The following is an 11,903-nucleotide window of genomic DNA, read 5'->3' on the forward strand; positions in this document are numbered from 1 at the left end:
AGCTCCGTGGTCATCCTGTTCGTGCTGGCCGGTCTCGCCGCGTTCGCGGTCCTCGCCGGGATGCAGTGGTACATGTGGCGTCGCCTGGTGCGGGACACGACGGCACGGCCCGGGTTCGTCCGGCGCGCGGGCGCCGTGCTCTTCGTGGTGGGGCCGCTGCTGATGTTCGCGGGGCTCGCGAGCGAGCGGGCCGGGGCGCCGTTCTTGCTGCAGAAGGTGCTCACCTGGCCGGGCTTCATGTGGATGGCGCTTTCGATCTATCTCGTGCTCGCGCTTCTTGTGGGCGAGCTCGTACGGCCCCTCTTCTTGAGGCTCCTCCTGAGGCGTCGTTCAAAACTCACCCCTACGGAGGACCCCGGTTCGGGGGAGGCCCTCTCCGTAGAGGCGCAAGCCCTCTCCGTAGAGGCGCAAGCCCTCTCCGTAGAGGCCGAGGCCGAATCCGTGGAGGGCGGAGAGGCCGTAAGGACTTCGGAGCGAACAGATCCGGCCACCCCCTCGCGCCGCCTCTTCGTCTCCCGGATCGTCGGCGGGACCGCCGCGGCCGTCGCCGTCGGAACGGTCGGCTACGGAACGTACGGCGTCCTGCGCGGGCCCCGGGTCAAGCGCGTCACCGTGCCGCTCGCCAAGCTGCCGCGCGGGGCGCACGGGTTCCGGATCGCCGTGGTCAGCGACATCCACCTGGGGCCGATCCTCGGACGCGGCTTCACCCAGCGCGTGGTCGACACGATCAACGGCACGCAGCCCGACCTCATCGCGGTCGTCGGTGACCTGGTCGACGGCAGCGTCGAAGACCTCGGGCCCGCCGCCGAGCCGCTCGCACAGCTTCGCGCGCGGCACGGGACGTACTTCGTGACCGGCAACCACGAGTACTTCTCGGGAGCCGCGCAGTGGGTCGATCACGTACGCGACCTCGGCCTGCGTCCCCTGGAGAACGCCCGCACCGAACTGCCCGGCTTCGACCTCGCGGGCGTGGACGACGTGGCGGGCGAGAGCGAGGGGCACGGGCCGGACTTCGCCAAGGCGCTGGGCGACCGGGACCGCTCGCGGGCCTCCGTCCTCCTCGCCCACCAGCCGGTCGTCATCCATGACGCCGTCAAGCACGGCGTCGACCTCCAGCTCTCCGGGCACACCCACGGCGGACAGCTGTGGCCAGGCAATCTCATCGCCGACCTGGCCAACCCGACGCTCGCGGGCCTTGAGCGGTACGGCGACACCCAGCTGTATGTGACGCGTGGCGCCGGGGCGTGGGGGCCGCCGGTGCGGGTCGGGGCACCTTCCGACGTCACGGTCGTCGAACTGGCCTCCCGGCAGGCGTAATCGGGCATCGGTTCGATGTGGTGTGGACCTGGCCGGATACGGTCGGGCCGCACGGTGACGGTGTGACACCAAGCGCTTCCTCTGCGCAGCATTAAGTGTCGGAAGTGTGTGCGGTAGTTGACGCTTTGGTGCGTCAAAGGGGGAACGGTGTTGAGACGTCAGGCTTTCCGGCTGCCACCGCATCCGGCGTCCGTCTCGCTCGCCCGGGGCCGCGTACGTGATCATCTCGCCGCCTGGGGGCACAAGGAGGAGAGCACGACGCTCGACGACGCCGTACTCCTCGTCTCGGAGCTGGTGACGAACGCCGTCTGCCACGGCCGCGTCCAGGAACGGGAGTTCGAGGTCGCGATCACGGTGCTCTCCGACGGCGACTGCTTCATCGAGGTCTCCGACGAGTCTCCGAGCAGCCCGGAGATACGGGACATGGGCCCCCTGGCGGAGAGCGGCCGAGGCCTGCGCCTGCTCGACACGCTCGCCGAGGCGTGGGGCGTCTGGCAGCGGGGGCGGAGCGGGAAGACGGTGTGGGCGCTGGTGCGGGCTTGAACCGTGCAGGCTTGAACCGTGTGCCCGCACGGCGTCCGCCTCACCCAGTCGTTCGCGCGGGCAAAGTGACCGTCACCGTGAGCCCCGCCCCCGGCGCGGTCTCCACCCCCACCTCGCCACCGTGTGCCACGACGACCCCCTGCACGATCGCCATACCGAGCCCGCTGCCCGCACCCCCGCCCGCGCGGAAGAACCGGTCGAACACACGCGCCGCGTCCTCCTCCGCGAGACCGGGCCCGCTGTCCGCGACGCGCAGCCGCACCACCCCGTCCAGCCGCTCCACGCCCAGCGTGACCGGCGCGTCGGCGGGCGTGTGGACGCGTACGTTGCCGAGGAGATTGCCGAGCACCTGGCGCAGCCCCGACTCGTCCGCGCGGACAAGCACCGCCCCGTCGGCGCGGACCGTCAGCGGGCGCTCCGGCTCCTGTACCCGCAGGTCGTCGGCGGCGTCCCGTACCAGGCGGCTCAGATCCACGTTCGTGAAGCGCAGCTCCGGCTGCTGGTCAAGGCGGGCCAGGGTGAGCAACTCGTCGACGAGGCGTCCCATCCGGTCGGTCTCGGCGATGACGCGGCTCCACGCGCGCGTGCGTTCCGCCGGATCGCGGAGCATCCCCTTGTCGTACAGCTGGAGATAACCGCGGATCGCCGACAAGGGCGTACGCAGCTCGTGCGAGGCGTCGGCGACGAAGCGGCGCAGCTGTGCCGAGCTGCGTTCGCGGGTCTCGAAGGCCGACTCGACCTGGTGGAGCATGGAGTTGAGGGCAAGGCGCAGCTGCTCGGTCTCCGTCGCCGGGGCGCGGCTCGACGGAACACGCCGGGTCAGGTCGCCCTCGGCGATGGCGGACGCGGTCTCGACCATGTCCTCAAGGGGGCGCAGACGGTGGTGCGCGGAGATCATCGTCAGGACGGCGAGCAGCCCCAACAGGACCACTCCGAAGGCGGCGTCGAGCTTGAGCGCCTTCTTGATGCCCGATTCCACGTTCTGAGTCGCCGCCGCCATCAGGACGGTCGTGCCGTCTGCGAGCTTCGCGCCCACCATGCGGTGGGCGTCGCCGTCCAGAGTGACGTCCTGCGGTTCGGACTCGCCCGCGACCGCTTCGGGGTCGTCGACGGCCGCGGCCAGGGTGCGCTGGCGCGGAGTCGGGGCGAGCGACCCGACGGCGACGGCCGCACCGCGCTCGTCCACCGCCACGAACACCGTGTCCCCGCGCGGAAACACGCCCGCCCGCTCCTTGCCGCCGGGCGAGAGCTTGTCGAGCGCGATGCCCAGTTCACTGAGCCGCTCGACGTCCTTCATGGTGAGCCCGGTGCTCAGCAGCGAACTGCGCGACTGCGTCAGCTCGGAGTCCACGCTGTCGAGCAGATAGTGGCGCATGCCCATGACACTCACGCCGGTCGCCACGACGACACCGAGGGCGAGCAGCGCCACGTTCACCCACGTGAGCTTGGCCCGCAGCGAGCTCATGCCGCGGCGCGCACGCCTCACGCGAGGCCGTATCCGACACCGCGCCGGGTCGTGATCACCGGTGGTCCGAGCGCGGCGAGCTTGCGCCGCAGATAGCTGATGTAGGTCTCCACGACGGTCGACTCGGCCGGATGCTCGTACTGCCACACATGGCGCAGGAGCTGCTCCTTGGGCACCACACGGCCGCCGTTGCGGACCAGGAAACGCAGCAGGGCGTACTCGGTGGGGGTGAGCTGCGCCGTGCGGCCCGCGCGGCGCACCACGTACGTCGTCTCGTCGAGCTCCAGGTCGCCGTAGCGCAGCGGCGGGCGCTGAGGGAGCACGTCGCCCGCCCTGGTGCGGCGCAGGACCGCGCCGACGCGGGCGATCACCTCGTCGATGTTGAACGGCTTGGTGATGTAGTCGTCGCCGAAGCCGAGCGCGCCCACGACCTCCGACGGCGCGTCCCGCGCGGTCAGGAAGAGCAGGGCCAGCTCGGGGCGCCGGGCGCGCAGCTCCCTGGCCAGGGAGCGGCCGTCGCCGTCCGGCAGCATCACGTCCAGGAGCGCCACGTCGGGCCGGGTGCGCTCGTTGAACGCGAGGGCGTCGCGCACGGTGCCCGCCACCATGACGTCGAAGTGGTGGTAGCGCAGGGCGATGGCGAGGACGTCGGCGATGCTCGGCTCGTCCTCGACGACGAGGACGGTGGCTGCTCCGGCGTCCGGGCCGCTCGTCCCTCCGACATCTGTTCCCTGTTGGCCTTCGGCGTGGCTCATGCCCTCAGTATCGGCGCGCCCGTTGTACGAAGTCTCGGTCAGTGCCTTGGAGTTACTTGAGAATCATGGCCGCGCCGCGCCACCGGAGCCCGGCGCCGCCGATGCTTCAGGCCCCTGAAGGCACGGACCCGGGGGACCTGGCGACGCGGAGGAGGAGTGGATTGTGGAGGCATTGGCGCGCTGGTGCTACCGGCACCGGCTGGTGGTCCTTGTGCTGTGGGTGGGGGCCCTGTTCGGTCTGGGGGCGGCGGGGACCTCGGCGGGCACCGACTACTCGAACGTGTTCTCCCTGCCGAACACGGATTCCACGCGCGCGAACGACCTGATGACAAAGGCTTTCCCGGAGCGCTCCGGAGACACCGACACGGTCGTCTGGCGCGTCGAGCCGGGAGCTTCCGTCCGTGACGAGGGCGTACGTTCCCGGATCGAGCCCGCGCTGAAGGAGATCGCCGGCATGAAGGGCGTCGGTGAGGTGTCGGGCCCGTACGCGTCCAAGGCGGCGGGCGCGGCCCAGATCAGCGGTAACGGGCGCATCGCCTACGCCCAGGTGACGTTCACGGAGCAGGCGAACGTGGTCCCCAAGGGGCTTGTCCAGGACGTCGTGGACACCGCGCAGAACGCCGAGAAGGCCGGTCTGCGGGTGGAGCTGGGCGGCCAGGCGATCGCCCGCATCCAGGAGCCGCCCACCGGCACCTCCGAGACGGTCGGCATCGCGGCGGCGGCCGTCGTCCTCTTCCTTGCCTTCGGCTCGCTCTTCGCGATGGTCCTGCCGATCGTCATCGCCGTCTTCGGAGTGGGTCTCGGCATGCTGTCGACGATGCTGCTCAGCCACGTCACGGACATCCCCGAAGTGGCCCCGCTGCTCGGCTCCCTGATCGGCCTCGGCGTCGGCATCGACTACGCGCTCTTCATCGTCACCCGGCACAGGCGCGGCATCCTGCGCGGCATGGAGCCCGAGAAGTCCGCGGTGCAGGCCCTGAACACCTCGGGCCGTGCGGTGCTCTTCGCGGGCGGCACGGTGTGCATCGCGCTCGCCGGGATGCTGGTGATGAACATGCGCTTCCTGGACGGCGTGGTCGTCGCCGCATCCCTGACGGTCGTCCTGAGCGTCCTCGCGGCCATCACCCTGCTGCCCTCGCTCCTCGGTCTTCTCGGCCCCCGGGTACTCAGCCGCAGGCAGCGGCGGCACCTCGCGGCGACGGGACCGGAGCCCGCGGAGGCGAGCGGCCTCGCGGCACGCTGGTCCTCGTACGTCCAGAAGCGCCCGCGGTCGATCGCGGCACTCGCCCTCGTGGTGATGGCCTTTCTCGCCCTGCCGCTGCTCTCCCTGCGGCTCGGCGCGACCGACCAGGGCAACCACCAGGAGTCGACGACGACCCGGCAGGCGTACGACATGCTGGCCGACGGATTCGGACCGGGCTTCAACGGCCCGCTCCAGGTGGTGGCCGAAGAAGCCGACACCGCCGACACTGGCGGCTTGGTGGCGGCCATCCGCGAGACGGAGGGCGTCGCGCGGGTGGCGGCTGCCCCGCCCGCGGACGGCATCGCGGTCATCAACGTAGTCCCGACGTCTTCACCCCAATCCGAGCAGACGGACCAACTCATCGACCGTCTACGGGGAGAGGTGATTCCGGAAGCCGGGGTCGACGCCCACGTGGGCGGTGTCACTGCGGTCTTCAAGGACTTCGCCGCGGTGACGGGCGACCGACTGCCCTACTTCGTAGGAGCGATCATCGCGCTCGGCTTCCTCCTGCTGCTGATCGCGTTCCGTTCGCTCGTGGTGCCGTTGACGGCGGCTCTGATGAACCTGATCGCGGCGGCGGCGTCCTTCGGCGTGCTCGTGGCGGTCTTCCAGTGGGGCTGGGGCACGGAGCTCCTCGGCATCGGCAAGGAGGGCCCGATCACCGCCTTCCTGCCCGTCATCATGCTGTCGCTGCTCTTCGGGCTCTCGATGGACTACCAGGTGTTCCTGGTGAGCCGCATGCACGAGGAATGGGTGCACACGAAGGACAACGCCCGCGCGGTGAGGGTGGGCCTCGCCGAGACGAGCAGGGTCATCAACTGCGCCGCCCTGATCATGATCTGCGTCTTCTCCGCGTTCGTCCTGAGCGGCGACATGGAGGGCGCGATGGCGGGCATCGGCCTTGCGGCGGCGGTCGCCCTGGACGCGTTCATCCTGCGCACGGCACTCGTCCCCGCCGCGATGCACCTGCTCGGCCGCTCCAACTGGTGGCTCCCTGCGGGCCTGGAGAAGCGTCTTCCGCACTTGGCGGTGGAGCCGAGGGAGCCGGAGCAGCCGGTGCCGACCGCTGCGTCACAGGAAACGATCCCTCACGCGCGCGCGGCGGATTCGGACGACGAACCCGTCCCCTCCGTAGTGCACGGTTTCATCCGCACGGCGGAGGGCGAACCGGTGGACGGCGCGACGCTGACCCTCCTCTCCAAAGGGGGCCGCCGCCTTGACCGCGTCGTCTCCCTGGCCGACGGTTCGTACATCGTCGCGGCCCCGTCGGCAGGCGCGTACCTGCTGGCCGTCACGGCCTCCGGCTACGCGGCCCGCGCACGGCACATCGTGGTCGCGAACGAACCGCTGGTGTACGACGTGGAGCTGGCGCTCGGAGAGATGGACGCGGTCAATTAGAGAGGACCCTCGGCAGCCCGGTCACGGACATCACGAGCGAGTAGAGCGAGGTCGTCGCCGCGATGAAGAGCCGGTTGTTCTTCGCCCCGCCGAAGGCGATGTTGGCGACGGCCTCGGGGATGGTGACGCGCCCGATAAGAGTCCCATCGGGGTCGTAGCAATGCACGCCATCCCCCAGGGCGGCGACCCACAACCGCCCTCCGTCATCGAAGCGGATGTTGTCGAACCCGGAGTCCTTGGACTCGGCAAAGACGACCCCGTCCGACAGCGTGCTGCCGTCATCCCGCACGTCAAAGGCGCGGATCTGGGCGGCGCGGGAGTCGGACACGTACAACTGCCGTTCGTCGGGCGAGAAGACGAGCCCGTTCGGCCCCTCGAAGCCGTCGGCGACGATCCGCACGTCACCGGTGACGGGGTCGATCCGGTAGACGTTGCAGCCACCGATCTCGGCGGGCGCGCGGAATCCCTCGTAATCACTGGTGATCCCGAAGTCGGGGTCGGAGAACCAGATGGACCCGTCGGAGCGGACCACGGCGTCGTTCGGGCTGTTGAACCGCTTGCCCTCGAAGCGGTCGGCGAGGACGGTGACGCGGCCGTCGTGCTCGGTGCGGGTGACGCGCCGGTTGCCCTGCTCGCAGCAGATCAGCCGTCCTTCCCGGTCGAGGGTGTTGCCGTTGACGTATCCGGCGGGCGTACGGAAGACGCCGACGGTCCCGGTTGCCTCGTCCCAGCGAAGGAGCCGGTCGTTGGGGATGTCGCTCCATATGAGCTGGCGCCAGGCGGGCAGGTAGAGCGGCCCTTCGGCCCACCGGCAGTCGTCGTAAAGGACTTCGAGCTTGGAGTCCCCGTTGGCACACCGTCCGGTGCGGAAGCGCTCGTCCAGAATCTCGTACGACGTCGGGAACTTCTGGGAAGACATGAGAACCCCTGTCTGACGCATGAATGAATGAAATTCTGCGAGCAGACGATAACGCAGTACGAGATATGGTGTACACCAGTCCTACTACTACTCATACGGAGCGCGGGAGCGTCACACCTGATGGACGACACCGACCGAGAACTGCTGACGCTGCTGCAACAGGACGCCGGCCAGTCGTACGCGAACCTGGGCAAGGCGGTGGGCCTCTCGGCGGGCGCGACCCACGAGCGGGTACGCAAGTTGCGCGAGCGCGGGGTGATCCGCCGCACGACGATCGACGTGGACCCGGCGGCCGTGGGCCAGGGTGTGCTGGCCTTCGTGATGGTCGACTCGACGGCATGGATGGGGGAGAGGGCCGAGGACTTCGCCGCGATCCCCGAGATCCAGGAGGCGCATGTCATCGCGGGTACGGCGAGCGTCCTGGTCAAGGTCCGCACTTCCACCACGGAGCAGCTTCAGGACGTACTGCGACGGCTGTACGCGATCGAGGGCGTGAGCGGCACGCAGGCGACGGTGTCACTGGAAACGTTCTTCGAGCGCCCGGTGTCGCCGGGAGGCTCCTGATCCCCCCCGTCCCCCCCGTGACCGGCGTCTAACTCCTGGCCAGCTCGGGCCGCTTGCGATAGTCGGTGAACCCGACGACGTTCCCCCATGGGTCGGCGATCTCCACGGTCCACCCGGTGGCCACGGAGGCGGGCGGCGCGAGCGCCTCGATCCCGGCGGCCTCAAGCGCCCGCCCGGCAGCCCGCGCGTCCCCCACCTCGAGCCAGACCCGGGGCGCGAACCACGCGGAAGGCCGATGCTCGACCCCGCCCTCCACACGCAACAGAATCCCGGGCGTCTCCTTGCCCACCTTCAGGATGGCGAGCCCGATCTCATCGATCCGGTGCGCGACGGGAAACCCGGCACGCTCGTAGAAGCTGACGGCTTCCGCGAGGTCGCCAACAGGGAAGAGGACGTTGTCGAACCCGAGCAGCTCGGTCGACCGCTCGGTCGCCTGCTCACCGGATTGACGAACGGGCTGCTCAACGGACAGGCCGACCGACTGGTTGTCTGACATTTCGTCAGAGTAAGTCGGTCGGCCCGAATTCAACCGCGCTGTCGCCTTTTGACCGCCACATGGGCGTCGGCGTCACCCGGGTGGGGTGCCCAGTGACCTTCGCGGCTCAGCGGTTGACCGACTGAATCTCCTCGACGTCGATGTCCTGCGTCCCGTCGAAGGTGCCGTCCGGGAGATCGCCGCCGGTGTCGCCGGAGCCCGTCCAGGAGATCTCCCAGGTGAGGGAGGCCTTCATCTGGAACGGCTTGCCGCCTGTGGAGCGCAGGTATGCGATGCCGCACGGCGGGTCCTGCTTCGAGGCGCCCCTCGTGTACGGGGTGCCGATGCTGCCGTCGTCGTTGATCTTGCAGTCGCCCGATGCCGGGAACGTCGTCGCGTCCTTCGTGCCGGGCTCCAGGTGGAGGGCGACGGGCTTGGCGATGGTCTCCGCCCACAGTCCCGTTCCGGGGAGTTCGGCGCGGACCTTGACATCCTCGAAGGTGCCCTTGTCCAGCCAGACCCAGGTGGGCAGGTTCACCTTCGACTTGCCTTCTGGCTTCAGCTCGACCTTGGTGTCCGGGACCTTGATCTTGTTGTAGGCGTAGCTGGCCAGGACCTCGGGCGTGGGGGAGTTCGGGATGTCGGGCACGGTGTTGGCGTTCTGCCAGAAGAGGTTCTGTTCGCAGTCGCGTGCCTCGAAGGTGTCCTCGACGTCGGGGTTCATGACCCCTCGCCAGAACATGCCCTTCTTGCCGATGTTGAAGTTCTTGTACCCGCCAGTGCTGTCCGACTGGGGCTTCCCCTTCTCATAGTGGTCCACCATGAGGTCCTCGCCCCAGCTGAGGGACGGCGCCACAGGAACGACGGCTGTATTACGGCCTTCGTCTTTCTTGGTCTCCTCGACAGCGGCCTTCAGCTCCTCTGGCGTCGCCACCGGCTCGTACCAGCAGGACGGGGGCTTCCAGTTCGGGTCGACCGGGGTAACGGGCTTGGCGGCCGAACCGCCTCCCTTGCCGCCGCTGACCTGCTTGACCGTGACACTCGTGCCCCCGGCCATGAGCGTATTTCCCGAAGACCCGCCAGAGGGCTTGTTGGCCGGGGGTGCCGGCTGCTTGCCGGGGTCGCCCTCGCCCCACGCATAGGCGTTGGGGGACAGCGCGACGATCATTGCGGCGGAGGAGGTCAGGAGAGCGCCGAGCCTTGCGGTCTTGCGCAGGGGCATCAGCAGCCCCCACGCTTCGTCGTGGATGAACTCGTCTTCCAGACGCCGTCCTTGGTGCGGTCGAGCCGGGTCTGGTACTGCACGCGCGGGCTCTGGTCCTTGGGCGTGCCGACGACTTCCTTCGTCTTGAGGTTCTTCGTGGACCCCTTGCTCTCGTCCATGCAGTAGAACAAGATCCCCGAGCCTGTGCTGTTGATCCGCACCTGGGGCTTGGAGATTCGTGCTTCGCCGATCAGGGTCAGGTCCTTGTCGACGAACCCCTTGATCCACTTCTTGGAGGACGCCTCCGAGGTGGGGTTGTTGTAGAACTTCACGTACGACGCGTCCGGGTCGCCCTCGATGATGGCGGCGTGATCGGCCCTCAGCGCCTCTTTGCCGTCGTCCAGGATCGACTGAAGCTTCGGGTCGCTGTTCGTCCAGCCCACGAACTCCATCTTGAACGAGCTCGGCAGTTTGATCGCCGGACGTCCAGCCTTGCCGGGCCCGTCTGAGGGATCGGCCGAGGCGGACGCCTTCGAGCCGCCGTCACCCGCCCCCTCGATCTTGTCCGAGGAGTCCTTGTCGTCGCCCCCTGATCCACACGCGGTCAAGAGCAGGGCTGCGGACGCGGCGAGCGCGGCCGTTACTAGCCGGATGGGGCGGCGGTTCACTCTGGACTCTCCCGTGGGGTGGTGGTGCATCTGTGTGGTGTGTGGCGTGTGGGGGAAGTTGCAATTGAACACACGCTATCTGCGGGTCCCTTGGGGACACCAACCGGATACCGAGGCGATGCGCAGCGGACAGCGGAGACGACAGTGGGCGGCCCCTGATCGCTGTACGCGCCTTCGGCCTCGTCACCGCCGGGCGGGCGAGAGAGCGGTCACAGCGAGTGCCGCTGCGGTACGAGCGGCTGCCTCACTTGCATGCTCCCTGCTCTGTCTGGACCATCGTGGTCTTCCAGACACCGTCGTCGGTCTTGCTCAGCTTGGTCCGGTACAACACCAAGGCATTCTTTGCGGGGGTGGTGGTGACCTCTCCGGTCTTGATGTCCTTGGTGGATCCCTTGCTCTCGTCGACGCAGTAGAAGAGCGTTCCGGAACCGTCGGGGCTGATGCGCGGCTGCGGCTGGAAGACGTGCCCCTTGCCGATCAGGGTCAGATTGTCGTCCGTGAATTGCTTGATCCACGTTGTCCCGGTACGCCGAGCATCACTGGTGTTGTAGAAGGTGAACCCGTCGTACTGAGGTTCCTGCTTGATGATCGCGACGTAGGAGGCAAGCAGGCGATCCTTGCCGTCGTCCAGGATGGCCTGCAGCTTCGGATCGCTGTTCTTCCAGCCTGCGAAGTCGACCCGGAAGGACTTGGGCAGCTTGATCTCCGGCCGCTTGGACCCGTCCGGTTGCGACGTTTCACTGGCGGAGGCTGAGGCCTTCTTGTCCCCGTCACCTGTCTCCTTGATCTTGTCGGCAGTGCCGTTGTCGCTGCCGCCCGAACCGCATGCGGTCAGTAGCAGGGCAGCGGACGCGACAAGCGCGGCCGTCATGAGACGGGTGGGGCGGTTCACTCTGGGCTCCCGTTCGAGGTGGGGGTAACGCAAGCGAACCAACGCTATATCTGGGGCTTACGAGGGCACCAGGCGGTATTCCCTGTAACGGGCAGAGGCCGTTTGCCGTCGTAGGCTTCGCAAGTCTGGGTGTGGCGTGTTGGGGCTGGCCCGTTGGCTATGACTCTCGGCTTCCGAGAGCTCCTTGGCGTATCGCCCCCAGGAGCGATATGAGGGAAGTAGGCCGCAGGGCGAGGTTGATGACCGGTTCGTCGGATTCGCGTAGGCGCGTCGAGTCGTCCGGCGCGGTGGCGAGCTCGACGCAGTTGTTTCCCTCGCTGCTGTAGGACGACTTCTGCCAATTGAGGGTGGCCATGTGGGCTCCCCTAGTGTGATGCGCCAGAAATGGCGGCTTTAAATTGCTGTCAGGTATCGGTGGTTGGTGGGTTGATTTTGGTGAGGTAGTCGGCGAGTGAGTTGA

The 11,903-nt window shown here is 68.3% G+C and carries 12 protein-coding genes; 4 read left to right on the top strand and 8 right to left on the bottom strand.

Annotated elements, in window-relative coordinates:
- The first annotated feature begins 6 nt into the window (after positions 1-6).
- Both ACWFRJ_RS28220 and ACWFRJ_RS28225 read left to right on the top strand, forming a co-directional pair.
- Entirely contained in the window at positions 7-1,317 is a 1,311-nt protein-coding gene (locus ACWFRJ_RS28220; protein WP_453536646.1) for a metallophosphoesterase, read from the top strand.
- Positions 1,318-1,464: 147 nt separating this feature from the next.
- A complete protein-coding gene (locus ACWFRJ_RS28225) occupies positions 1,465-1,860 on the top strand; it encodes an ATP-binding protein (protein WP_453536649.1) in 396 nt (131 codons plus the stop codon).
- 40 nt (positions 1,861-1,900) lie between these two features.
- On the opposite strand, the gene ACWFRJ_RS28230 is transcribed toward ACWFRJ_RS28225, so the two are convergent.
- Positions 1,901-3,325, bottom strand: coding sequence for an ATP-binding protein (locus ACWFRJ_RS28230; RefSeq protein ID WP_453536652.1), 1,425 nt, complete (start codon positions 3,323-3,325; stop codon positions 1,901-1,903).
- 17 nt (positions 3,326-3,342) lie between these two features.
- Positions 3,343-4,080 carry a response regulator transcription factor gene (locus ACWFRJ_RS28235; RefSeq protein WP_453536654.1) on the bottom strand — a complete coding sequence of 246 codons (738 nt, stop codon included), beginning with the start codon at positions 4,078-4,080 and terminating at the stop codon, positions 3,343-3,345.
- Between the two features lie 172 nt (positions 4,081-4,252).
- Between ACWFRJ_RS28235 and ACWFRJ_RS28240 the strand changes: the two genes are divergently transcribed.
- Positions 4,253-6,721 carry an MMPL family transporter gene (locus tag ACWFRJ_RS28240; RefSeq protein ID WP_453536731.1) on the top strand — a complete coding sequence of 823 codons (2,469 nt, stop codon included), beginning with the start codon at positions 4,253-4,255 and terminating at the stop codon, positions 6,719-6,721.
- On the opposite strand, the gene ACWFRJ_RS28245 is transcribed toward ACWFRJ_RS28240, so the two are convergent.
- Positions 6,714-7,640 (bottom strand): SMP-30/gluconolactonase/LRE family protein, encoded by a 927-nt coding sequence (locus tag ACWFRJ_RS28245; protein WP_453536657.1) that lies wholly within the window; start codon positions 7,638-7,640, stop codon positions 6,714-6,716. The two genes, ACWFRJ_RS28240 and ACWFRJ_RS28245, sit on opposite strands and share 8 nt — an antisense overlap.
- Positions 7,641-7,760: 120 nt before the next feature.
- Between ACWFRJ_RS28245 and ACWFRJ_RS28250 the strand changes: the two genes are divergently transcribed.
- Positions 7,761-8,204 (top strand): Lrp/AsnC family transcriptional regulator, encoded by a 444-nt coding sequence (locus tag ACWFRJ_RS28250; RefSeq protein WP_453536660.1) that lies wholly within the window; start codon positions 7,761-7,763, stop codon positions 8,202-8,204.
- 28 nt (positions 8,205-8,232) lie between these two features.
- On the opposite strand, the gene ACWFRJ_RS28255 is transcribed toward ACWFRJ_RS28250, so the two are convergent.
- The 5 genes from ACWFRJ_RS28255 to ACWFRJ_RS28275 all read right to left on the bottom strand — a co-directional run bounded on the left by ACWFRJ_RS28255 (position 8,233) and on the right by ACWFRJ_RS28275 (position 11,798).
- Entirely contained in the window at positions 8,233-8,700 is a 468-nt protein-coding gene (locus ACWFRJ_RS28255; protein WP_453536663.1) for a VOC family protein, read from the bottom strand.
- 106 nt (positions 8,701-8,806) lie between these two features.
- Positions 8,807-9,901, bottom strand: a complete 1,095-nt coding sequence (locus tag ACWFRJ_RS28260) for a hypothetical protein (RefSeq protein WP_453536666.1) — start codon at positions 9,899-9,901, stop codon at positions 8,807-8,809.
- Positions 9,901-10,551: a hypothetical protein gene (locus ACWFRJ_RS28265; RefSeq protein WP_453536669.1), complete on the bottom strand. Its 651-nt coding sequence runs from the start codon at positions 10,549-10,551 to the stop codon at positions 9,901-9,903. The genes ACWFRJ_RS28260 and ACWFRJ_RS28265 overlap by 1 nt, the downstream gene beginning before the upstream one ends.
- A gap of 244 nt (positions 10,552-10,795) precedes the next feature.
- A complete protein-coding gene (locus ACWFRJ_RS28270) occupies positions 10,796-11,443 on the bottom strand; it encodes a hypothetical protein (RefSeq protein ID WP_453536672.1) in 648 nt (215 codons plus the stop codon).
- Positions 11,444-11,600: 157 nt separating this feature from the next.
- A complete protein-coding gene (locus tag ACWFRJ_RS28275) occupies positions 11,601-11,798 on the bottom strand; it encodes a DUF397 domain-containing protein (RefSeq protein ID WP_453536675.1) in 198 nt (65 codons plus the stop codon).
- Positions 11,799-11,903: the final 105 nt, after the last annotated feature.

This window comes from Streptomyces sp. NPDC055239, assembly GCF_053606205.1.